This is a genomic window from Luteolibacter arcticus (assembly GCF_025950235.1).
Lineage (GTDB): Bacteria > Verrucomicrobiota > Verrucomicrobiia > Verrucomicrobiales > Akkermansiaceae > Haloferula > Haloferula arctica.
Map to the genome: position 1 here is coordinate 17480 of NZ_JAPDDT010000009.1, position 23656 is coordinate 41135.

General features: G+C 62.4%; 18 protein-coding genes. 8 read left to right on the top strand and 10 right to left on the bottom strand.

The annotated features are described in order from the left end of the window. Window positions 1-5 precede the first annotated feature (5 nt). The gene (locus OKA05_RS18705; RefSeq protein WP_264488708.1) at window positions 6-1559 is read left to right on the top strand and encodes an MBOAT family O-acyltransferase; all 1554 of its coding nucleotides are present in this window, start codon (window positions 6-8) and stop codon (window positions 1557-1559) included. Window positions 1560-1571: 12 nt separating this feature from the next. Then, window positions 1572-2825, top strand: a complete 1254-nt coding sequence (locus tag OKA05_RS18710) for a hypothetical protein (protein ID WP_264488709.1) — start codon at window positions 1572-1574, stop codon at window positions 2823-2825. A gap of 343 nt (window positions 2826-3168) precedes the next feature. Here the strand turns inward: OKA05_RS18710 and glmS are convergent, their stop codons facing one another. Genes glmS through glmM form a run of 4 tightly spaced genes read right to left on the bottom strand, consistent with a single transcriptional unit; the run spans window position 3169 to window position 7814 of the window. Then, window positions 3169-5010: a glutamine--fructose-6-phosphate transaminase (isomerizing) gene (gene glmS / locus OKA05_RS18715; RefSeq protein ID WP_264488710.1), complete on the bottom strand. Its 1842-nt coding sequence runs from the start codon at window positions 5008-5010 to the stop codon at window positions 3169-3171. A gap of 24 nt (window positions 5011-5034) precedes the next feature. After that, the gene (locus tag OKA05_RS18720) at window positions 5035-5853 is read right to left on the bottom strand and encodes a DapH/DapD/GlmU-related protein (protein WP_264488711.1); all 819 of its coding nucleotides are present in this window, start codon (window positions 5851-5853) and stop codon (window positions 5035-5037) included. Between the two features lie 31 nt (window positions 5854-5884). Continuing rightward, on the bottom strand, window positions 5885-6412 hold the full coding sequence (locus OKA05_RS18725; protein WP_264488712.1) for a DUF6985 domain-containing protein: 528 nt from the start codon (window positions 6410-6412) through the stop codon (window positions 5885-5887). A 46-nt stretch (window positions 6413-6458) separates the two neighbouring features. Further along, window positions 6459-7814 carry a phosphoglucosamine mutase gene (gene glmM, locus OKA05_RS18730; protein WP_264488713.1) on the bottom strand — a complete coding sequence of 452 codons (1356 nt, stop codon included), beginning with the start codon at window positions 7812-7814 and terminating at the stop codon, window positions 6459-6461. Between the two features lie 274 nt (window positions 7815-8088). Between glmM and tal the strand changes: the two genes are divergently transcribed. Together tal and OKA05_RS18740 are read left to right on the top strand one after the other, a co-directional pair. Next, the gene (tal, locus tag OKA05_RS18735; RefSeq protein ID WP_264488714.1) at window positions 8089-9048 is read left to right on the top strand and encodes a transaldolase; all 960 of its coding nucleotides are present in this window, start codon (window positions 8089-8091) and stop codon (window positions 9046-9048) included. Between the two features lie 136 nt (window positions 9049-9184). Further along, window positions 9185-10066 carry a sugar phosphate isomerase/epimerase family protein gene (locus OKA05_RS18740; protein WP_264488715.1) on the top strand — a complete coding sequence of 294 codons (882 nt, stop codon included), beginning with the start codon at window positions 9185-9187 and terminating at the stop codon, window positions 10064-10066. Window positions 10067-10113: 47 nt separating this feature from the next. On the opposite strand, the gene OKA05_RS18745 is transcribed toward OKA05_RS18740, so the two are convergent. The 3 genes from OKA05_RS18745 to OKA05_RS18755 all read right to left on the bottom strand — a co-directional run bounded on the left by OKA05_RS18745 (window position 10114) and on the right by OKA05_RS18755 (window position 15716). After that, entirely contained in the window at window positions 10114-10470 is a 357-nt protein-coding gene (locus OKA05_RS18745) for an SMI1/KNR4 family protein (RefSeq protein ID WP_264488716.1), read from the bottom strand. A 104-nt stretch (window positions 10471-10574) separates the two neighbouring features. Then, window positions 10575-11411: a BPL-N domain-containing protein gene (locus tag OKA05_RS18750; protein ID WP_264488717.1), complete on the bottom strand. Its 837-nt coding sequence runs from the start codon at window positions 11409-11411 to the stop codon at window positions 10575-10577. Window positions 11412-11507: 96 nt separating this feature from the next. Further along, on the bottom strand, window positions 11508-15716 hold the full coding sequence (locus OKA05_RS18755) for an alpha-amylase family protein (RefSeq protein ID WP_264488718.1): 4209 nt from the start codon (window positions 15714-15716) through the stop codon (window positions 11508-11510). A gap of 178 nt (window positions 15717-15894) precedes the next feature. On the opposite strand from OKA05_RS18755, the gene OKA05_RS18760 reads away from it, so the two are divergent. Further along, on the top strand, window positions 15895-17337 hold the full coding sequence (locus tag OKA05_RS18760; protein ID WP_264488719.1) for a hypothetical protein: 1443 nt from the start codon (window positions 15895-15897) through the stop codon (window positions 17335-17337). Between the two features lie 17 nt (window positions 17338-17354). Here the strand turns inward: OKA05_RS18760 and OKA05_RS18765 are convergent, their stop codons facing one another. Both OKA05_RS18765 and fabG read right to left on the bottom strand, forming a co-directional pair. Further along, window positions 17355-17831 carry a SixA phosphatase family protein gene (locus tag OKA05_RS18765; RefSeq protein WP_264488720.1) on the bottom strand — a complete coding sequence of 159 codons (477 nt, stop codon included), beginning with the start codon at window positions 17829-17831 and terminating at the stop codon, window positions 17355-17357. An 11-nt stretch (window positions 17832-17842) separates the two neighbouring features. Beyond that, window positions 17843-18589, bottom strand: coding sequence for a 3-oxoacyl-[acyl-carrier-protein] reductase (gene fabG / locus OKA05_RS18770; RefSeq protein WP_264488721.1), 747 nt, complete (start codon window positions 18587-18589; stop codon window positions 17843-17845). 270 nt (window positions 18590-18859) lie between these two features. On the opposite strand from fabG, the gene OKA05_RS18775 reads away from it, so the two are divergent. Further along, window positions 18860-19447, top strand: a complete 588-nt coding sequence (locus OKA05_RS18775; protein WP_264488722.1) for a TPM domain-containing protein — start codon at window positions 18860-18862, stop codon at window positions 19445-19447. 130 nt (window positions 19448-19577) lie between these two features. Here the strand turns inward: OKA05_RS18775 and OKA05_RS18780 are convergent, their stop codons facing one another. Next, window positions 19578-20597, bottom strand: coding sequence for a DNA polymerase III delta subunit-related protein (locus tag OKA05_RS18780; RefSeq protein WP_264488723.1), 1020 nt, complete (start codon window positions 20595-20597; stop codon window positions 19578-19580). A 149-nt stretch (window positions 20598-20746) separates the two neighbouring features. On the opposite strand from OKA05_RS18780, the gene OKA05_RS18785 reads away from it, so the two are divergent. Both OKA05_RS18785 and OKA05_RS18790 read left to right on the top strand, forming a co-directional pair. Further along, window positions 20747-22780: a sensor histidine kinase gene (locus OKA05_RS18785; RefSeq protein WP_264488724.1), complete on the top strand. Its 2034-nt coding sequence runs from the start codon at window positions 20747-20749 to the stop codon at window positions 22778-22780. Further along, a complete protein-coding gene (locus tag OKA05_RS18790) occupies window positions 22773-23429 on the top strand; it encodes a response regulator (RefSeq protein WP_264488725.1) in 657 nt (218 codons plus the stop codon). The genes OKA05_RS18785 and OKA05_RS18790 overlap by 8 nt, the downstream gene beginning before the upstream one ends. The last annotated feature ends 227 nt before the right edge of the window (window positions 23430-23656 follow it).

Genomic DNA, 23656 nt, shown 5'->3' on the forward strand with positions numbered 1-23656 from the left:
TACCCGTGATTTTCAATTCCTATACCTTTCTCCTGGTTTTCCTGCCGCTGACCTTGCTGGTGTTCTCGCTCCTGCGGCGCTTCGTCCCCCGCGCGGCCTTCGCCTGGCTGGTGCTCACCTCGCTGGCCTTCTACGGCGTGTGGAACCCGGACCCGGCCCATGGCTGGTCGCCGAAATACATCCTGCTCATCCTCGGTTCCTGCGCGGGCAATTATTTCATCGGGCGCTTCCTCACCAGCCACCGCGGCACCCCGAAGGGGAAATTCGCCCTGGCCGCGGGCATCACCACCAATCTCGTCCTGCTCGGCTACTACAAGTATGCCGGCTTCCTCGCCGTCATCGCCACCAAGCTCAGCGGCTGGCCCGGCGCGATCCCGCCCATCATCCTGCCGCTGGCGATCTCGTTCTTCACTTTCCTGCAGATCGCCTACCTGGTGGACGCATGGCGCGGACAAACCAAGGAGTACAAGTTCACCGACTACCTCCTCTTCGTAACCTTCTTCCCCCATCTCATCGCGGGGCCGCTGGTGCACCACAAGGAGATGATGCCGCAGTTCAAGCGGCGGCCGGGGCGGACCCGCTTCTGGGTGAACTTCTCGGTCGGGATCGCCCTTCTGATCCTCGGCCTCTTCAAAAAGGTCGTCATCGCTGACAACCTCGCCCCGATCGCCACCAATCTCTTCGACCTCGCCGCCACCGGCGAACGGCCGCTGACCTTCGGGGAAGCCTGGGTGGCCGCGATCACCTACGGGCTCCAGCTCTACTTCGACTTCTCCGGCTACTCGGACATGGCGCTCGGTGCGGCGCGCTTCTTCGGCATCCGCTTCCCGCTGAATTTCCACTCGCCTTACAAGGCGGTCTCGGTGGTCGATTTCTGGCGGCGCTGGCACATGACCCTGTCCCGCTTCCTGCGCGACTACCTCTACATCCCCCTCGGCGGCAACCGGAAGGGCCCAATCCGCCGCTATGTGAATCTCTTCCTCACCATGCTCCTCGGCGGTCTCTGGCACGGAGCCGGCTGGACCTTCGTCATCTGGGGAGCCCTCCACGGCCTCTACCTGTGCCTGAATCACGCGTGGTTCGGCTTCCGCAAGAAGATGGGCTGGAAGCCGATGCCGAAGCCGCTGGCGATCCTGCTCACCTTCGTGGCCGTGCTCATTTCCTGGGTTCCTTTCCGCGCCGGCACCTATGAAATCATGGGTGGGATTGGCGGAGGGGACAAGGCCATGGCCGCCACCCGCGAGATCCTCGGTGCGATGTTCGGCATGAATGGCTTCCAAGGCTGGCCGGACCGCAGCGCCTACGTGGTGAAGGACAGCCACGCCGTGCGCGCCTGCCTGATCCTGTTAATCGTCTGGTTCCTGCCGAATACCCAGCAATTCCTCCGCCGCTACCAACCGGCGCTCGATCCTTCCCAAGTCATGGACGACCGTCCCGGCGTCCGCCGCTGGTGGGAATTCCGGCCGAATGCCGCCTGGGCCATCGGCCTGGTGCTGCTCCTCGCCGGCGTCCTCTACCAATTCGACAAGCTCAGCGAGTTCATCTACTTCCAATTCTAACCGGAGTTACGCATGCGCTTGCCCCGCCCATCCTTTCTAAAGTTCACGCTGGCCGTCCTGATTTCGGCTGGCGTCCTGCTCGCGTTGTTCATCGGCGTGAATACCTGGGTCAATCCGCTGTGGGTCAGCAAGGCCCCGTGGAGCGACGACAGCTTCGCCGAATACCGGCCGATCTACCGCTACCAGCGCACCGGCAAGGCCGGCATCGCCGAGGCCAAGCCATGGAAGGTCGGTTTCTTCGGTTCGTCGCGCATCGACATCGCCTTCGACCCCGCGCTACCCCAGTGGCAGGGCACGCCCGCGGTGAACCTTGCCGTGAGTGCCGGCACGCTGCCGGAGACCGCGCCGATCCTCGACTACACGCTGAAGCGAGCCCCGCTGGAAACCGCCATCGTTGGCATCGACATCGGTGACCTGTTAGGCGGCAACTCGCCCTATAAGACCACCGGCTTCATGGAGAGCCCGTTCAATCCGGACGGCAACAAGCTCGAACAGACGCTGCGTTACTACGCCGGCATTTCGACCTTCGAATCGGCGGTTCAGACCATCATCAACAAGCGGAAGAACGAGCTCCCCGAGTACACTCCGCTCGGCCACCGGCTGCGTCACCAGGAAACCGTCGACGTCGCCAAGGTCATCCAGCGAGACGCCATCTCGCACGCACTGCGGGTCATCCGCCGGCGGAAAGCCAACCCGCCCGCCGAACCCAACAAGTGGAAGGCGGATTTTCTGCAGGAGATCCTCGACGATACCAAGGAGCACAAGTGCCGGCTGGTCCTGGTGATCCCGCCGAGCCACGCCACCTACCTCGGCGTGTTTTTCCAACAAGGCGATCCCGACCCCACCTTCAGCAAGGACCGGTTCGCCATGGCCAAAATGGTCGCCGCTTCAAATGCCGCCCACCCCGAGGCCCCGCCCGCGACCATCTGGGACTTCAACGATTTTCATGCCCTCAATGCCGAGAACGTCCCCATGGACAACTCGAAGATGCACTGGTGGCTCGACGGCACCCACGCCCGGAAGGCCTTGGGCGACGTCATGCTCGCCCGCATCATGGGCTGGCCGGTCGAGGCCGCTGCTGCCGACTACGGCTTCGAACTGACCGAAGCCAACGCCGCCGCCCGCAGCGAAGCGCTCCGTGCCGGTTACGAGAAGTTCCAAAAGGAACAGCCCGACCTCTGGAAGTGGATGGAGCAAGGCATCCTGAAATACCAGGACACCGCCGCCAAAAGCACCGCCAAGGACGAAGCCGCCCCGGGATTCTAACGAGCATCCGATCCCGGAGGGATCAAAGCCAATAGCCGGTGGTCGCAGACCACCGGTTCGCAGCGAAGGTGAAAGGAATCCCGGAGGGATTCTAGCAGGGTGCGCGGGACACCGCGGAAAGGGTTTATAGCATGGCCCGAATTGGTGAAAATTCGCGATCTGGTGCTTTCAGCCCGGCTTGCATCCCATCCGGGATGCCATCGACTTCTTCACAAACCGGGCGTGGCGCGCGTTCCGTGCTTACCCCCGGCTACTGGCTTGAATCCCTCCGGGATCGGGGGACACGCGTTCTCTCCCAACGACAGGAATGCCGCTGTTCCTCACACCGTCGCGTTTTACCACATCACTCCACCGTCACGCTCTTCGCCAGATTCCGCGGCTGATCAATCTCACACCCGCGCTTGTTCGCGATGTGATAAGCCAGCAACTGCAGCGCCACCGTCGTCGGAATCGTGCTCACCAGCGGATGGCAAGCCGGAACCTCGATCACATCGTCCATCGCCTCCGCCGCCTCGTGATCTCCTTCCGTCACGATGCCCAGAATCCTCGCGCCACGTGCCCGGCACTCCTCCACATTACCGAGAGTCTTGTCCTTACCCGGAATGTCATTCGCAAGGGCAACCACTGGCGTGCCCTCGGTGAGCAAAGCAATCGGCCCGTGCTTCAACTCCGCCGCGTGGTAGCCCTCCGCGTGAATATAAGAGATCTCCTTCAGCTTGAGCGCACCTTCCAACGCAACGGGATACATCGGGCCGCGGCCGATGAAGAACGCATGTTCATTGTGCGCGTAACGCTCCGCGATGGCCGCGATCTTGTCGCTCTGCTCGATCACCCTCTGCACCAGCTCCGGAATCGCCTCGATGGCCCTGGCGAACTTCATCCCCTCGTCGCGCGAGAAACGGCGGCCCCGGCCAAGCTTCAGCGCCATCATCAGCATGACAGCCACTTGGCAAGTAAAGGCCTTCGTCGAGGCGACCGAGATCTCCGGACCCGCGTGCAAATAGACGCCACGCCCGGTTTCCCGCGCGATGGTCGAGCCGACCACATTGCACAGCCCCATCACGAAGGCACCCTTCTGGTTCGCCTCCCGAACAGCCGCCAAGGTGTCCGCCGTTTCACCGGACTGCGAGATCGCCACCACCAGATCGCGGCTACCAATGATCGGATTCCGATAGCGGAACTCGGCTGCCTGTTGGACCTCGGCGTGAATATCCGCCATGTCCTCAAAGGCATACTCACCCACCAGACCCGCATGCAGCGAGGTCCCGCAACCCACGAGCACCACCCGCTGGATCTCCGCGAGATCGCGCGGCGAGGTCCCCATGCCCGACAGCACCGACGAACCCAGATTGAAATCCAAACGACCGCGGATCGCATTGCGCAGGGAATCCGGCTGCTCATGGATTTCCTTCAGCATGAAATGCTCGAAACCGCCCTTCTCCGCCGCCGCCGCATCGAAGCCGAGCTCATTCACCTCGCGCGTGACCGGCACCTGATGCAGGTCGCGGATATCGACGTTGTCGGCAGTGACGATCGCGATGTCATTGTCCTCCAAATAAATCACCTGCCGCGTATGCGCGATGATCGCCGAAGCATCGGACGCCACAATGGTCTCCCCTTCCCCCACGCCGATGGCAATCGGACTCCCACGACGCGCAGTGATGATCTTACCCGGCTCCTTCGCCGAGATCACCGCAATCCCGAACGTGCCCTCCACCTGGCTCAACGCGTCGCAAACCGCTTGGAAAAGGTCACCCTTGTAGCGATCACCAATCAGATGCGCCAGCACCTCCGTATCGGTCTCCGAGTAGAAATGATGCCCCTTCCCTTCCAGCCGCGTGCGCAACGACCGGTAGTTCTCAATGATCCCATTGTGGACCAGCGCGATGTCCCCGGACTCATCGAGATGCGGGTGCGCATTCGCCTCGGTCGGCGGGCCATGAGTCGCCCAACGCGTGTGAGCGATACCGGTGGACGACTTCACAAAGCGCTCCGCCGGCCAATCGGCATGGGCCTTGTCATTGAGCGCCGAGACTTTCCCTGGCGCCTTGCTGACGACGATCGAGCCGTCTTCAAGAATGGCCATGCCCGCGGAATCGTAGCCCCGGTATTCAAGCCGGCGCAGGCCACTGATGAGAACGCTGGGAGCGGAAGCTTTACCGATGTATCCGACGATGCCGCACATGGTGAACTGATTATTGGAAATGGATTATTGGAGATTGCTCACGACGTCACGCTGGACGATCTCACCCGGACGGGTGCTAGCACCGGGCCAGAGTTTCCGGCCGGGATAGATGGAAGTATTAATGCCCGTGTGAACGCCATCGCCGACGATGCAGCCAAACTTGCGGCGGCCGGTATCGACAAGAGAACCATCGACCTCGGTGCGGTGGTTCTTACCATCGTGCCGCAGGTTCGAGGTCACCGTGCCCGCGCCGAAGTTCACCTTCTCCCCAAGCACGGAATCGCCGACGTAGCTGAGGTGCCCGACATTGGTGCCGGAAAGCATGATCGAGTTCTTGATCTCGACCGCGTTGCCAACGTGGCACTTGTCGCCAATCGAAGTGGACCCGCGGATGTAACAGTTCGGACCGATCTTGCAGTTCGCGCCGATGATCACATTGCCCTCGATGAAAACACCCGGCAAAATCCTCGACCCCGCCCCAAGGTGGACGACTCCTTCAATCACCGCATTCGGATGAATGTCCCCTTCGATCTTCGGTGAGGAAAGCGCGCCAACGAAATGCTCATTCGCCCGCAGCAGGTCCCACGGATGAACGATCAGAAAGGACGAGTTCGCCACGATCGCCTTTGCCGCATCCGGGACATCGCCGAACCACGCAAGCGGCGTGCGGCGTTCATCCACCAACGTCGGCGTGGTCGGCGAAAGCAGCGCCATGTCCTCCGCCGTCAGCCAAGCATGCAGATGCGTCCGCAAGCCTTCGACAGCAAAGGCAGCATGATGATCACGGAGCAGGATATTCCCGATCGGAAAGTCCTCGATGGCGCGTGTGGTGAAAAGGGGCATGGGAGCTAGATTTGTGGTGCCAATGGTTCGGTTACGCGAAGTCGTCGGCTTCGTCCGGCGCCCATGCGAAAGAAGCATCGGCAGACCCGATTTCGACAATGCGGTCTCCGTGCATTTGCACTCCGAAGCCATGCTCGCGATCCCAGGTGCACCCGAATTGCAAGCCAACGAAGGAAAGACCATCAAGTCCCCAAGAGTGGACGTGCACTTGAGCAAGTTTAACCAACTCACGAAGCTGCTGAGCCTCTTGGATATCGGGCATTAAACGACCCGCATCCTCACCGAGAAAACTTAAATAGCGAGGTCTCTGTTCACTGTAGTAATCGCGAAGTGCTTCCAAGACCGACTGAATCACCCGGTCGCCATTTTTGATCTGGAATTCAAGCGCAGCCGCTTGCGCTGAGGATGGCAACCTTGAAACGGAAGGATCATAAGGAGTCACCGTCAGACCGGCAGACGCTCCAAACGCCAGATCGATTTCTCCGTCCCACCAATCACAATCGTCCCATTTCAGAGGAGGAAAGGGCGGCTGATCGAGGCGATCAGGATCGGAACTCATTAGAAATATTTTCGTATATTCTCAGTTTTCGACAGCTCGACTAGCATCACGCCGGCACCCCAATATCCTCCTTCACCGCCTCGGTGAACTTGCCGATCCACTCGTCCACGCTGTCGGCGTCGCGGTGCTCGACCAGGATGCGGATCTTGTTCTCCGTGCCCGAGTAGCGGATGAGATGGCGGCCAGCATCGCCGAAGGCCGCGTCGGCCTCGTTCATGAGCTTCTGCAGGCCGGGCAAGGTGGCAAGCGGCGGCTTGGCAGCCACCTTGAGATTGACCAGTTCTTGCGGGAACTCGCGCATGCACGCGGCGAGCTCGGCAAGCGTCGCCTTTTTCTCCTTCATCACGCGCAGCACCTGCAGCGCACTGAGAATGCCATCCCCCGTCGTCGCATGGTCGGCGAAGATCAGGTGCCCCGAGTTCTCACCACCGAAAGAGCCACCCTTCTCACGCAGCGCCTCGATCACATTGCGGTCACCCACCGGCGTCGTGAGCACCTCGATCCCAGCACGACGCATCGCCTCGTGCAGGCCCAGATTGCTCATCACCGTGCAGGCCATCCGGTTGCCGCGGAGCTTGCCCTGCTCATGAAGCGAAAGCGCGGAGAGCGCGAGAATGCGGTCGCCTGAAACCGGCGTGCCTGTTGCATCCGTGAAGATCACCCGGTCCGCATCGCCATCGAAGGAAATCCCCAAGTCCGCGCCATGCTGTCGGACCAGCTCACCAGCCGTCTCCGGATAAAGCGCGCCGCACTTGTCATTGATATTGATGCCGTCCGGCTCGCAGCCGTGCTTGATGACCTCTGCACCCAGCTCCTTGAAGATCAGCGGCGCGATGAAATACGCAGCACCGTGCCCGCAATCGACCACGATCTTCAGCCCATGCAGCGAGATGTTATCCGCCGTGTGCTTCGCGAACTCAATGTAGCGACCCCGCGCATCATCGATCCGGTAAGCCTTGCCGATCTTCTCCGGCGACATCGGGCGCGGCTCGGGCTCATCGCCCAGAATGTGTCGCTCGATGATCTCCTCCAGCGCATCGGAAAGCTTGTAGCCATCCGGCCCGAAGATCTTCAGGCCGTTGTCCTCATACGGATTGTGCGAAGCCGTCAGCATGATCCCCGCGGCAGCACCCATCGACTTCGTCAGATGCGCGATCGCCGGAGTCGGCAGCGGGCCGGGCAGCAGCACATCCATCCCCATCGAGACGAGGCCAGCGGTCAGCGCCGTCTCCAGCATGTAGCCGGAAATGCGGGTGTCCTTGCCGATCACCACGCGATTGCGATTGTGGCCCGACGAGCGCAATACCTGCGCCACCGCCTTGCCCGCCCGGAGCGCCACTTCGGGGGTGATCGGGAATTCGTTCGCCTTGCCGCGGATGCCGTCGGTGCCGAAAAGCTTCATGCGCGGGAGGGTGCCCGGTTTGGCACGGAATGAAAGCTTTGGGTGTGGCAGAGCGGGATTTTCACCCGATTCCGCGACACAAACCGCAGGAATTAAAAAGTTAGATCCGTTTTTCCAAAAAACACCCCGATACCCCACTCCCGTCCCCTCCATGTACCCCGTTCGCCCTCCGCATGAGCAGGGTTTGACGATCCCGTCGCGTCGGTATGATTCTCCCACGCGGACACTTTTTGATCTCGCCTCCCGGACCGTTCCCGCCTAACCCGCCCCCGCCATGAGCGCCACGCAACTCGATCAACTCAAGCAGTTCACCACCGTCGTCGCCGACACCGGCGATTTCGAGTCGATGAAGGCCTACAAGCCGCAGGACGCGACCACCAATCCCTCGCTGATCCTCCAGGCCGCCGCGAAGCCGGAATACAAGCACCTCGTGGACAAGGCCGTGGCCGAGCACAAGGGCTCCGAGCTCACCGGCGACGCGCTCGTCGAGTCGATCATCGACCGCATCCTCATCCTCTTCGGCCTGGAGATCCTCAAGATCGTCCCCGGCCGCGTTTCGACCGAGGTCGATGCCCGCCTCTCGTTCGACACCGAAGGCACCCTCGCCAAGGCCCATCAGCTCATCGCCGCCTACGAAAAGGAAGGCATCTCCAAGGACCGCATCCTCATCAAGATCGCCTCCACTTGGGAAGGCATCAAGGCCGCCGAGGTCCTTGAGAAGGAAGGCATCCACTGCAATCTCACCCTGCTCTTCTCCTTCGCCCAGGCCGTCGCCTGCGCCGAAGCCGGCGTGCAGCTCATCTCGCCCTTCGTCGGCCGTATCCTCGACTGGTACAAGGCCTCCACCGGCCAGACCTACGAGGGCGATGAAGATCCGGGCGTGATCTCCGTGAAGCAGATCTACACCTACTACAAGAAGTTCGGCTACAAGACCGAGGTGATGGGCGCCTCCTTCCGCAATACCGGCGAAATCACCAGCCTCGCCGGCTGCGACCTGCTCACCATCAGCCCCGGCCTGCTCGCCGAGCTTGCCGCCTCGACCGAACCGCTTGAGCGCCGCCTTTCGCCGGAAGCCTCTGCCTCCGCCGAACTGGAGAAAGTCACCTTCGATGAGAAGGCCTTCCGCTTCGCGCTCAACGAGGACGCCATGGCGACCGAAAAGACCGCCCACGGCATCCGCGCCTTCTCGGCCGACATCGTGAAGCTGGAGAAGCTCGTCCAAGGGCTGCTCTAACCGACACCGACTTTCCAGAGCGGACCCGTGAAAGCGGGTCCGCTTTTTTTGCGTCCAAGCGGGACGAATCGAACAATTTCCGCACGAATAAATTCATTTCGTGCAATTCCACGCCGGATCTCGTGGTATCCGCCCCATGCTCCGCCGCCACTTCCTCGCCACCCTTGCCGCCGCTTCGGCTCCCCTCTCGCTTCGCGCTCAAGCAGCCGGCGGCCCCCTTCCCATCAAGCTATCCCTCAAGTGCGGCATGGCCCAATTCGGCGCGAGCCTTGAGGAGAAATTCCGCATCCTGAAGGAACTCGGCTATGACGGCGTGGAGCTCGACTCCCCCGGCGGCCAGAACAAGGAAGAAGCCCTCGCCGCCTCGAAGTCCACCGGCCTACCCATCCACGGCGTCGTCGATTCCATTCACTGGAAAATCCGCCTCTCCGATCCCGATGCCGCCATCCGCGAGGAAGGCTTGAAGGGCCTGCTCACCGCCATCCGCGAGAGCAAAGCCTGCGGCGGCTCCGCAGTACTGCTGGTGCCAGGAGTGGTCGATGCGAAAACGGATCACGACGACGCCTGCTCACGCTCAATCGAACAGATCCGCAAGGCCCTGCCACTGGCCGCCGAGCTGGGCGTGCACATCCTGATCGAAAACGTCTGGAACCGGATGTTCTACACCGAGGACGGCGGCAATACGCAGTCCGCCGAAAAGCTCGTCGCCTACCTCGACGAGATCGATTCGCCGTGGGTCGGCTCTTACTTCGACATCGGCAATCACCAGCGTTTCAGCAAGCCCGCCGAATGGATCCGCACGCTGGGCAAGCGGATCGTGAAGCTCGATTGCAAGGACTGGGGCGTGAAGGGCGGCTTCGGCAAGATCGGCGAAGGTGATGTCGATTGGCCGGAAGTACGCAAGGCCCTCGCCGAAATCGGCTACACCGGCTGGGCCACCGCCGAGGTCCAAGGCGGCGACCTCAACGACTGCGGAGAGATCCTCGCCCAGATGAAGAAGCACCTGTTGGGAGCTTGAATCACATAGCGACGGATCTCCCCTCGCCGCAACCCCAAGCATAGCGGCTACTCGTCCATTCCAACCAGGAATTCCGCCACAAATCGTTCAAAACTGTCCGCCACCTTCTTATTCCCCAGAAGCACCGCCCCGGATGCCATATCGATTGTGATGCGTTTGCCTCCCATGTCATTACCAATGGGAAGCCGGGTCTTGTCAGCCCGCTCGTAGATCGCCGAGCTGAGACTGCTGCCAGTATCACTCACCGAGAGGAAAAAATAGTCCATAAGCCGGCAAAGGCCACCATTGTTCCTCATTAGGAAATCCTTGTATGCCAACGGGAGGACCAAGCCGAAGCGTCGTTCAATCTCCTCAATGTCCTCAGGCGACGCGGGCGGATGGATAGACCTGAGATACTTCTTCATGCGGGGTTTGTTTTTCTCTCCCCCCATAACCAAGCAATTCCACCAGATCGCTGCCACTCCAAAACAACGAGGATCGTGGGTTCGAGTGCCGGATCGGCATGGATTCACTTGCTCGACTTCTCCAACAGCATCGAAGGAAACACCGCCGCGTAGCTGATCTTCTCTCCTTCTGCCAGTTTCCCTCGCGCCACCCACCGCGCTGCATCCACCACCATCGGCGTGTTGCCCAGCTTCCACTTGAACTCCGGGTGGGCGCTAAAGAGGACATAGCGTCCATCGCCAAAGGTTCCACCAAGGATGGCGGGCGTCCCGGGCATGATCCCTCCCGGGTCTCCTTCTTTCTTCACGTCCGTCACGAAACGCGCCAATGCTTCGGTCCGCCCGAATCCCGGAGCATCCGTGACTCTCCACAGAGGACCGTTCGCATAGTGCATTTTCAGCGAGCGCATGCCTTCCGGCACCGGCGCGATCGAAACAGTGCCAGCTCCCCTCGCCCAGCGGCCCTTCTCCGTGTCGATGCACACCGCGTTGGCTATCTCGATGTAACGCAGTGCCTCGTTGTGGCCGCGCACGAAGGAGTAGCCGCCCGCGCAGCTCCCCAAGGCCCCGCCCCCTGACTTCACGAAGGCCTCAACCTTCGCCCCACCATCCGGACCGAGCGACTTGTTGAATGCAGTCCCGCTGCCTCCCCCAATGATGAAAATGTCAAGCTTGTCCAATGCTCCCGCCTTCACCATCTCCGCCGACACCGGACCAGCCTCCATCCCCGCTTCCCTGAGAATACGGATGTAAAGCCCTTGGCTCGTATTCGACGCCGGTTTTTCCGATGCGCTCAGAACGCCGACACGTATCGGAGCCGTTCTGACCGCACCCCCCTCGTCTGCCAAGAGGGTGGTAGCCAGGACGGTGAAAACAATGGTGAGACCGGCAGCGAATCGCATGCGAATGAGATTGGAACGAACCTAAGGACTCAAACGGCAGCCCTCCATAGCTCCTTTCATGGTAACCCAATCGCCGCGTGAGCCCAGACATGTGGCTCACGGATCATCCGTGACCTGCACCCGATAGAAACCCGCCGGACCAACAACATCATCCAACATCTCAATCGTTGCCGGTCCAATCTGGGCGGAGGTATCGACCGGACTTCCAAGGGTGTCCCATCCATCGAGAGTCCCCGAGCGCTGCCAGCGGTAGATCCGCCCAGGGATCGTAGGGAACTCCAAGCGCCAGCGACGTTCGGGATCCGAGGACCGTTCGATGGTCACCACTGGCTTTGCTTCCGGATCGGCGAGACGCGAGTTCATGCCGAAGAGGTATTCGTCGAGATTGGTCACGCCATCGGTATCGTCGTCACCATCCGTGCCATGGCGCCCGGAGGCGTTGTTAGGATCCCAGCCCTGCAGCCGCTCCCACCAATCCGGCAGCCCGTCGCCATCGGAATCGCCGGTGCCACTCACGCGCATCTTCACCAGCTCGCTGTCGCCCAGCGTCAACCCGCCGCGCCGGTGCTCGGCTCGCACGGTGTGAAGGAAACCGGGCATGCCGTTATAGAGATTCGGCAAGGTGAACTCGACCATGTGCTCGCTGCCGTTGACATTTTTCACCAGCCGGTAGCCGGTGCGCGATTGGAGCACCGCACCATCCGGATCGCCGCTGGCGGTGCTGCTGATGAGGATGGAGAACTCGTTGAGGAAGTCCGCGTCGCTCATGCCGCCGGGAATCAGCTCCTTGCGGAAAAAGACCTTCATCACGTAGTTCTGATCGACCGTTTCGCCGGCGATGGACGGGTAGCCAATGTTGAAATTGATCGGGCTTCCGGTGGTCACCTGCCGCTCCAGCGTGGTGTAGTGGCCGGCCTCGTCGGCGAGGCCCATGTCTTCGCTTGATGAGGCCTCCCTCAAGCGCACCACAATCCGCGCAAGACCACTCGACGGAATGCCTTCGTAAGTGAAACGCCACTCCTTCCTGAAGGCGGTTCCCGCGAGGTTGGTCGGGGTCGCCACGGCATTCGCGCGCTTCCACGCGTGAAGGCCGTTGCCTTTCGCTCGGTCATCGTTGCCCGGAGCAAGATCGTCGATGTAATACCAAACCTCGGTCACGCCGGGATCGGTCGCGACCACCGCGCCGTAGCTCGATCCACCGAGTCCGTCACCCGCTTTCGGATAGACGATCTCTCCCTCGCTACGATGGGCATCGTAGTAGAAGACCTGGGTCTCCGTGCGGAAGATCGACGCACCGTCGCCACGGTTGGCGAAGGCGCGCGAGCGCACCACATGGAAACCCTCCTCCAACCCGGTCGCCATCGTGCCGTGGTCATTGTGGAGGTGAAACGGCACGTCGGTCGCGTCGAAGCCGGTGATCTCGAAGACCGTCTCCATCCGCTCCGCGAGGTCGATGTCGCCGCCGTTGAAGGGGAAGACCGACCCGGCATTCAGCCGCGTCACGCCCACCTTGTAGCGCAGCACGGTGCCTTCTGTAAACGCGGGCAGCACGGCATGCCACCAATCAGGCACGCCAGTGCCATCGGCGGTCCCATTGGCATGGAAGAACGCCTCGACCACTTGCGTGGTCCCCTTCCCCACTCCGCCACTGCCTTCCGGAAAGGTCGTGCCGTCGGTGGTGTAGTAGACCCGCACCTTGTCCACTTGGAACGAGTAGCCGGTCTTCACGAAGATGCCCACCGGCTGGCCGGCCGCGTTCTCCGGCGCGGGATCGAATTGCGGGACCACCGGAGTGAGCTGGTTGCCCGCGACCGGATCGTGATAGGCCCAAGTGGCGGTGCCGCGATTGCTGTTCACACCGCCGCCGTTGTCCACCGTGAAACCGGCCGTGCCAATCACTGCCTGATAGGTTTCCGCGCCGGGCGAGCCGATGTTGTTCCGCGTGGTATTGCGCGCCGCAAACTTCTCCGCACCCCGGCGGACGAACTTCATCTGCTCGTAGCCCAGGTAGGTGTCAGTCGCATTCTCCAAGCGCCGGTCGCCGGCATCCGCGGCATTCACTTGGTCGGCCGTGGCTCCCGGCGGAATGTCGCGCAGGTCACCGGTCTGCGGGCCGAGCACGAGGTGCGAGTTCACATCGATGCCGCCATCGAGCTTCAGCCGGATGTTCTGCGCCGCGCCGTCGGCCCGCGCGATGAAGGAAAGATTCGAGCCCTCGGTGACGCGCGGGATCTTCACCCGGTAGGACTTCTCCGCACGATCGGAAGCAGGCACGCCATAGGGATTAAAGCCGCCGTCGCCGTCCTTTCCATCGGTCCGCCAGTGGTCCATCTCCGGAGCGCGGGTGCCATTCTGCAGGATGGTGATCGGGCGGACCTCCTGTTCATGCAGAGCCGCCTGCCACACCCGCGGCATCCGCGGGTTGTGCCAGGAGAAGGCAAACCACTCGCCGGGAGAAACGATCGGCGCATTGCCACTGCCATCGACGACTTGGCTCGATCCATTGACCGACACGCGAAAACGTCCGCCGTGCGGCGAGTGATTCACCAGCGTCGCCCCCACCGGAAATCCCGTGGAAAAGAGCCGCCCCTGGCCATTCGACTGATAGCCGCGCGCCATCATGAAAAGCAGCGTCTGCCCGTTCCAAGCGCCGGTGTCCTTGCGCTCGCGCATGTCCACGCGCTCATAGGCGGCATAGTTCTCATCGCTCCACTTTCCGACCTGGGTGCCACGCGCAAAGTCGCGATGCACCGCCAGTGCGGAAGTCACGCTGTTATCGCCGAACTGGCCGAGGAACGGCACGTCCGAAGGCTTCGGAAAATAGTCCGGCGCACCGGCCTCATTGTAGCCGTCGGTGTAAACAATTGGCAGCCCTTCGCGCGTCAGGATGTAGGCGTGTGCCATCGGCCGGTCGCCACCCCACAGCCACGCATTGTCGTGGCTCATCACGTAGTTCACCGTCTGCCCGGAGTTTCCGTAGCCGCCGTGGTTCGGCTGGTCGAAGTTGCTCAGGTTGCTGCCGATCGAGCTGCGAACCGTATTGAGCACGTTGTCGTTCGCGATGCGCATCCCGGCGCTCAAGTAGCCACCTTCTCCGGGAGGTGCGCCCAGATGCTCGCCGAAGAGCATCGCATCGTCGCGCACTTCGTTCTCACCGTTGAAGAGCGTGTCGCGGTGGTTATTCCAATCGACATAGCCGCGGCTGAGATTGAATTGCTCCTGGATCTGGCCGCCAAAGCCCCAGTTGGCGCGGTCCTTGTCCCCACCGTCCTGCTTGCCGAAAAAGTACGACGGCACGTGCTTCACCGCATCGAGCCGGAAGCCATCGGGCCGGGCCTCGTCGACGAACCAGCGCACGGCGCGGTTGAGCATCCCATTGACGTCTTCCGCCACGGGATTGCCCATGTTGTAGATGCCGTCGCCATAGCCCCATGCGACAGTGCGGCGCGTCGGCACGGTGGGATCCACTCCAGTATCGGTGAATGCCTCGCTTGACTCACCGGCATCGTGCTGGCCATCGCCATCGAGATCCTTGAAATCAAAGCGCCCGTTGTTTGCCCCAACGATTCCATCATCGTTATAGCCGGTGTCCTGAAACGGCTCCTTGTTCGCGAAGGGATGCACCGCGCCACCGGTGCCGTTGGTGGCCACTGTTAGATCCGTGTCGAGATAGCGCGCGGTCATGCCCGGGTGGCGAATACCGCTCCACTTTGCGTGCGTGTGACCTTCCGCGGTGCCGGTCGGATTGAAGCTGACATTTTGCGGTGACTCCTGGGCGATGTCCCAGGCGAAGGGATTGCGATTGAGCACCTGCCACTCATCCTGCCAGTTCGGCCAGTCGGCTGCCTTGCGCCAGGTTCCATTGCTTTCCCGGACGAGATGAAAATCCTCCGGCACGAATCCCGGCACGCCGGGCAGCAGTTCCCCGGGATCGGTGTTCTTGTCGAGCGGCCCCGCATTGTGGGCCATCACATTGTCGAAATAGACCCGCATCCCGAAGCGGTGCGCGGTGCGCATCAACCGCAGCAGGTCGTCCTTGGTGCCATACTTCGTCCGCACCGTGCCGGCCTGATCGCGGTCGCCGAGATCGAAGCGATCCAATGTATCAAAGCCGACCGAGTAAGTCCCCGCCCCACCCTTGAACGGCGGCGGCAGCCAGAGCGAATCATAGCCGCGCTCGACCAACTCCGGCACGCGGCGCTCAATCTCATTCCACGAGGTGCCAAAGTACTGGAGCACGACTTCCGCCCGCGCGGCCGAAGCCACGACGAGAAGGGAAAGGATCAGGGCGCGAGGATGCGACATTGGGTTTGGGTTTCCGGGCAAGCGATCCGGCACGGGTAAGCCGGACCACGGGTTTCAAGCAGGATAATGTCGTCTGGACCCCCGCCGGTTTAATTTTCGCATCTTGTGAGGCACCGCGGCTGCAGGTTAATAGTCCGGCATGATGAAATACCGGCCATCGAAACGCTTCGCGTGGGCCATGGTGTGCCTGTACCCGTTGGTGGCAGCGCTCTATTTCGGCCTGCTACCGGAGTTGGACGCGATCGAACAACCTCGCCAGCGCGGGGTGATTCACTTCGAGAAGCCGCGTTCCGAGACGGCCGCCACCTCTCGCGCGGAAAGCGGGGACTCCGCCGAGTCCCCCAGAGGCGGTCGTGCGGGCTGGTCGCTGGACTGGCTGACCCAGCGCTACGAGGACCTGATGAGCTGGGAGCACAATCCCTGGAAAACCGGCCGCACGATCTTCGGCAGCCGCTACCTCGATCTGCTGAACTCGAAGGATCCCCGCGACCAGGCCCGCGCTCTGGAACTGCGGCGTCTCGGCGAGGCACTCTTCCAGCGGGTCTTGGCGCGCTATTCCGAACTGGCCGTGCCGGACAAGAACGTGCCTCCCGAGCGCAACGGCTTCCTCAAGTGGCTGGACTTCTCCGATCGCATGGACGCCGATCCATCACGCCCCGGAGAGCCGAAGTCGAAGTCACTGGGAATGCCCGACGCGCTCGTGAAGCACCTCTTCGGTGAGGCCGCGTGGGACGGCGTGGCGGCGAAGGCATGGCTCGACCAAGAAAAAGCGCTGGTCGACGAGATCCGCGCGATCGGCCTGATGCCCGACCGATCAACCGCCGGCATTGAGGTCAACCGCTGGGGTTTCATTTCCGCACGTCTCGGCAAGGACGCCTCGGGCGCCCTCCTGATGGATGCCCGTCTCGCCGCCGAGCAGGGCGACCCGGCCAGGGCACTGGAGTCCATCCAGGCCGCGCGCGGCTTGGCGGATCACTTCGGACAGGTCGAAACACCGTCGCTGCTGGCGGCGACCGTCCAGATCCTCCTCCAGCTCCAGGTGCAAGCCTACGCCCTTCGCGAAGTGATCCCGGCCTTGCCGGCCGGGCAGTTTGATCCCGCCGCTTGGGAGCGCGCCGTGAATCCGGTTGTGGTAGCGCCCGCGGAGTTCGGCCGCCTCATGCGCGGCGAGTGGAATGTCGTCTCTCGCGACTACGTGATGCCGATGCTTTCGGACGCCGGAGATCCGAAGTATCCAGCGGATCCAGAAGCCCTGATCGACTTCCATGCCAGCTATTTCACCCGCGTGCTACGGGAGTACGACAACCCGTCACCCGCCGGTTGGCCGTCCGTCTCGGCACTGCCGTTTCCCGACAACAGCCATCTCTCCTATGAGAGCCGCCAGTTCACAGAGATGTTATTCGTCGGTGAACGGGCATGGAGCAAAGGCCTGCAACGATCCGTCTCCCAAACGGCGATGACCCAGGCCGCTTTCGCCATCATGAAGGGCGAGCCCCCGCCGCTCGATCCGGTGTATGGATTGCCTTACGGCTGGGATCCCGCCACACGGACCCTTTCAGCTCCGGTCCATCCCGCTTTCGAAGAGGACAAATTCAAGCCGATCGTGGTCCCGCGCCGGTAGTTGGACCCATTGCCCCCTCAATCCCCGATCAACGACGGCGGGATGTGAAACAGCAGCCGCGCATGCCAGGCCGGCGGGTGAACGAGCAAGCCGGTGATGCTCGCCTTCTTCACCTCCACGGAACTACCCGAGCACCCCAGCAGCCACTCGATCAGCGAGGACAGGTCAGGCTCATGGCCGACGATGGCCACCCGCTCGAAATCGCTGAAGGCCACCAGCTCGCGGATCGCAGCCTCGGGATCCATGCCGCACGCCAGCCAGCCCTGCACCACGGGACCGGGCATTTCCGCCGCCTCGCACAAGGCCTCCGCGGTCTGACGGGAGCGGACCAGCGGACTGGTCAGTACCACATCGGGCCGGCGGTTCACGCGCTTGAGCAGACGACCGACTTTCGCCGCCTGCTCGAAACCCTTTGCCACCAGCGCCCGCGCCCCGTCGCCGCCGGGATGCCCGTGGTCTTCAGCCTTCGCGTGTCGAATGACTAGGAGTTCCATGAACGTCCAAATTACATCGTCATCCCGCCATCGACAGCAAGAACTTGCCCGGTGATGTAGCGGGCTTCCTTGCTGGCCAGGAAAAGCACGGCGGCAGCGATGTCGGCCACATCGCCAAAGCTCGCCAGCGGGATCTTGCCGAGCACTTCCTCGCGGACCTTTTCGGGCAACTCGCCGGTCATGTCGGTGGTGATGAAACCGGGCGCCACGGCGTTGCAGGTGACCTGGCGGCCGGACAATTCGCGGGCGACGGACTTCGTGAAGCCGATCAGGCCGGCCTTCGACGCCGCGTAGTTCGCCTGGCCGGCATTGCCGATCAGGCCGATGACCGAGGCGATGTTGATGATGCGCGGGTCTTCCGCCTTCATCAGCGGCCGCATGAAGGCCTTCACGGTGTTGAAGGCCCCCTTGAGATTGGTATCGAGCACGGTGTCCCAGTCCTCTTCCTTCATGCGCATCAGCAGGCCATCGCGGGTGACGCCCGCGTTGTTGACGAGGATGTTCACGCTGCCGAAGTCGGCGAGGATCGTCTTGCCGAGTTCCTGCACGGCATCGTGGTTGGCCACGTCGATCGCGTAGGCTTTCGCGGCTCCGGGAAAGGCGGCATTGATCTCCTCGGCGGACTTGCCACAGCTCGATTCGCTGCGGCTGACCACCGCGACCTTCGCACCTTCCGCGGCGAAGGCCATGGCGATAGCTCCCCCGATCCCGCGGCCACCCCCGGTGACCACCGCTGTCTTTCCTGCAAAACGCTGCATGGGGAAAGCGTGCGACGCACCGGGGTCGTTTGCCAACCGCGAATCACCGCCATGTAGCGGCGAGTCTATGACCGTCGCAAACTAGCGGCAGCAAGCCGCATCGTGAGATTCCCTTTTCGAGGGGAATCCAAAGGGAACTCCGCCACTCGCGTCAGCGGTCCTGTTTCTTCAGCCACCTCGATTGGTGATTGGAGGATTGGTGATTGGTGATTCGCGATCAGCGATTTCTTTCGACTTCCCGCCCCCTCGACGCGCCAGTTAGAAACCCCCATGCGCTGCCCTTACTGCCGGACGCGGTTGGAGGAAATGTCGCCGGAGTGCCCCTCATGCCGGCTGACATTCGAGCGGGCGGGCGCGCTGCTCGGGCCGATGCCGCGGATCGGCCCCGGCATCTCCGATCTCGCAGGTGCCTTGCCGAAGGGCGATCCGAAGAAGATCACCAAGGCCATCAACCGGCTGATGTGGACCTTCCCGCAGGTCAGCGTACACGTGTTGCTGCACCTCTTCCCCACGGAGCATCCCTTCGAGTTGCACGTGTTCTGGGTCTTCAATGGCGGCGGCCTTTCACCGGAAAGCCAGAAGGGCGGCGAGAACCGCGCCATCCTGCTCGCCTTGGATCCCGGACAGGGAAAGTCCGCACTGATGATCGGCTACGGGCTCGAGCCCTACCTCGGCGACGACGCACTGGCTCACCTGCTGGAGCTGTCCGAGCCGGCATGGAAGGCCGGCGAATGGACGCGCGGCATCCTCGAGTTGCTCGGCGGCCTCGACCGCCTGCTGGAAAGCGCAGCGCTGGAGGTAGCGAATGGCTTCGGCCTCAGCGCGCTGGCCGCTCCGCCGCGGCGCGGGGAATTCTAAGCGCCTGTCTGAAAAAAGTAGCTGGGGCATCTTGCCCCAGTCCGTTGGAGGGGCGTCCCGCCCGTCCGCCTTGGTTCTTCAGTGAGCAATCTTCGGCCGCATCGTTCCAAAGCTATCCTTCAGACAGCCTCTAGGCGAAAGCCTTCAGAAAGCCCACTTCGAGCGCGAGTTGCTCCTGGGCATTCGTATCGAGGTTGGCCCGCATCTCCCCCACGGCATCCATGCGGTGAAGCAAACGCCCGAGATCCTCTGCCTGGGCGAGAGCGGAAATGCCCGCCGCGGAATTCGGAAACTCAAGCCCGGCGGCACCGGTCTTGCAGCGCAGCACATCCGCCATCCACGACTGCAGGACTTCAAAGAGCCGCGAGCGCTCCTCGATGTATTCGGACTCGGCGGCAGCCTTGAGCTCTTCTTCGCGGCGCTTGAGCCAGTCGCCTTCAAATCCCTTGTTGAGCGCCTTCTCCTCTTCCTTGAGCAGTTCCTCGGCCGCAGCCACCGCCTCGGCCTTCCGTCCTTCGAGTATTCCGGCGAAGACCGACTTCAGCGTAAGGGCCACGCTCGGCGAACCGATCCCCGCCCGGACTGCGCGATCCAGTGCGATCACCAGTTCCCCGCCCGCGCCTTCGCTTAGATCGGCCTTTCCTAACAACGGCATGCGCACGCAGCGCGAGAGGACCGTCGGCAGCAGGCCGCCGGGATTCGCGGTCAGCAGCATCAGCAGCGTCCGCGGTGGCGGCTCTTCCAGTGTTTTGAGGAAGGCATTCTCCGCCGCGGCGGCCATCCGGTCGGCATCACAAATGACCCCGATCTTCCAGCGGTTCGGTCCGGACGAAACGTAAAGTGACTTTTCGAGCTCGCGGATGGCATCGACCACGATGCGCCGGGACTTCGACTGCGGGCGAACCACCCGCACCCATTCGCCGGCGAGGTCATCGAGCGGCGGAACTTCCTCCACCACCGGCTCGCCAAACAGGTCGAAGCCCCCGCCACCGCCACCGGCCTTGGCCGGCTCAAGCAGCTTCACCAGCCGCGCCGCCAGCCGTTCCTTGCCACACCCGCGCGGTCCGCTGATCAGGAAAGCATGGGCCAGCCGGCCGCGTTCGTGGGCCGCTTTCACCAGTTCATAGGCATGGTCGGGCGAAAAGGACATCGCGCGCGAATGCTGGCCGCGCGCCCCCAATGGTGCCACCCCGAATTTAAAAATCCTAACCGTTCCGCGGCGACCTCCCGGGCCCTGACAAAAAGTTTGCCGAGATTTTTAAATAATGTTAAGGACTTGGCCGCTGTCGCCCTAAAAACATGAAAATTCAACTCATGAGGCTTCCCGGCCTCTGTGTTGCACTGAGCATTCTGACCACCCTGCTCCCCAATCCCATCGCTGCCGCCCCACCCGCGCAGTCGATGAATCCGATTGGCCGCGTGGCCCGGTTGTTCAATCGCAATCTCGTCGAGGTGGAAGCTCGAGCCCAGTGGCTTGGGTCCAGCCTGGGCTATCTCGCCGCTTTCGAAGAGAAGCCGCTGAGGGAGGGCCTCGGCTGGCGATGTGGCTGTCTCGATGAGTCCGCTGGTAATTCATGGGTAGCGCTTGACCTGGGACGTGATGTCCCGCTGGGCGAAATTTTCCTCATTCCCGCCCAGCGCCAGACCGGTGACTTGAACGATCTCTTCCCCCGCCGCTTCACCGTGGAGGCCGCGTGCCAGCCGGATTTCTCCGACGCCCGGGTCATCCACAGCAGCGGGAAGATCCACCAGGGCTCGCCGGAAGGCTATCCGCTTCGCCTTGCGGGCGACGGACGACCGGCCCGCCACATCCGCCTCACCCTCGACGAAGGTCATCATCGCGGGCTGAAGAATGCCGCGGCCCTCTCGGAAATCTTCGTGTTCAATTTCGAGCGTCATCCCGTGTCCTTCGGGGCCAAGGTGACCACCAGCCAGTCGGTGAACGTACCGAGAATCTGGGGCCCGAACTACTTGGTCGATGGCCGCACGCCGCTCGGCTTGTGGGAAGGCGGGGCCTCCACATGGACGAACTCCCGCGGCGATTGCCTGGAAGTCACCGCTGAAGATCCCCGCGCCGAGTGGATGATGGACTTCGGCAAGTCCGCCACCATCGACCGGATCGTGTTCTTTCCCTACGCCCTGCCGGAATTGTCCGGCCCCGGCGTGGTGCCACCGCTCCTGAAAGTCGAGGTCGCCGGCCAGCCGGACTTCAGCGATGCGACCCTCATTGCCACCACCGGCAGCGATGACCTTCCGGCCGACCTCACCACGCCGCTGGTGCTGCCGACCCGGCCCGCCGCCGCCCGCTACCTGCGGATCGTCTCCGACAAGGCATGGCAACTGGGCAACCGCCACCTGCAAGCGCTCGGCGAGATCGAAGCCTGGTCCGGCAACGACAACCTCGCCGCCGGTCTCCCGATCACCGTCCGCAACGGCGGCCTCGATCATCCCATCCACGAACTCACCGATGGCGTGGGCAGCTACCAGATCCTGCCGATCTACTCGTGGCTCACCCAGCTCGTCGAACGCCGCCAGGTCGAAAGCAAGCTGGCCGAACTCAATGGCCGCCGCACCACCATGGCGTCGGAGAGCGAACTCAACACCACCTGGGGTGGCGCGATCGCGCTCGGCCTCACCTTCCTCATCCCCGTCGCAATCGTCGAACGCCGTCGGCTCGTGTCGCGCACCCAGCTCGACAAGCTGCGCAAGCGCATTGCATCCGACCTGCACGACGACATCGGCAGCAACCTCGGCAGTATCTCCATCATCGCCCGCTCGGCGAAGCGCGAGATGGAGAAGAAGCTCGGTCCCGGCGAGCTGACCAATGACCTCGGTGAAGTCGAAATCATCGCCCGCGAAAGCTCGCTGGCCATGCGCGACATCGTCTGGCTGCTAGAGCGCCGCCAGGACACCATCGGCGATCTCGTCCAGCGCATGCGCGACTGTGCCGCGCGGCTGTTGCGCGATGTCGAATACTCGCTGGTCTGTCGTTCTTCCAAGACCACGGCCAAGCTGACGCTCGATGCCAAGCGCCATCTGTTCCTCTTCTACAAGGAAGCCCTCCACAACATCGTGAAGCACTCGAAGGCCACCACCGTAGTGGTGCGACTCTACGACGTTCGCGACAAGCTGGTGATGGAGGTTACCGACAACGGCGTGGGCCTGCCGCGCGGTGAGGGCGACCAGATCGCCGCGGTGAAAAAGATCAGCGACCGCGCCCGCGTCCTCGAAGGCGTCCTCGCCGTCGAATCCGAGCCCGGCAAGGGCACCACTCTCCGGCTTACAGTGAAACGAACCAGCCTGATGGCCACCAAAAAAATGTCCCATGAATAGCACAACCACCACCCCGATCCGGATCTGGATCTGCGAAGATCATGCGAACTTCGCCAAGCAAATCAGCCGCCTGATCGCGGGCGAGGACGACCTCGAATGCGAGAAGGCTTTCAATCACCCCGACGACCTGATGGCGGAGTTCAACTACTGCGCTCAGCCGCCGGACTTGCTCATGCTCGACCTCGGGCTGCCCGGCAAGGACGGCCTCCAGGTGCTGCGCGAGGTGAAGGCGAAGTTCCCGGACCAGCGCATCGTCATCCTCACCTCCTTCGACGATCGCGAGCGCGTCTATCGCGCCATCTGCAACGGTGCCGCCGGCTACCTGCTTAAGACCGCCGATCCCGACGACATCCTCGCCGGCATCCGCGATGTCATGCAGGGCTCCGCCGCGCTCAGCAGCCCCATCGCCAGCATGATCCTCGAAGGCTTCTCCAAGCACGGACCGGTCGAAGAAACCGAACCGCTCACCAGCCGCGAGGAAGAAGTCCTGCGCGCCCTGGTGAAAGGCTTCATCAAGAAGGAGATCGCCGAGCAACTCGACATCTCCCAACACACCGTGGACATGCACCTCCGCGCCGTTTACCGGAAGCTCCACGTCCGCACCCAGACCGAAGCCGTGTCCAAGGCACTGCGCAAAGGTCTCGTCTGAATTGATCTGAATCGTCGCCAAAGAAAGGGCGCGGGCGACTTGCCCGCGCCCTTTTTCATTTGGGGCTTCGGTGGCGAAGATATGCCTCACCGGTGCCGAACCGAAATAGATCAAGGATACGGAGACGCTTAACCTCCAATATATTTCAGAGAGGGGGACTAGGCGAGCCAAACCCATGAACAAATCTACATATTTAATTTATTCATAATAACCCTCACCCTTGCATC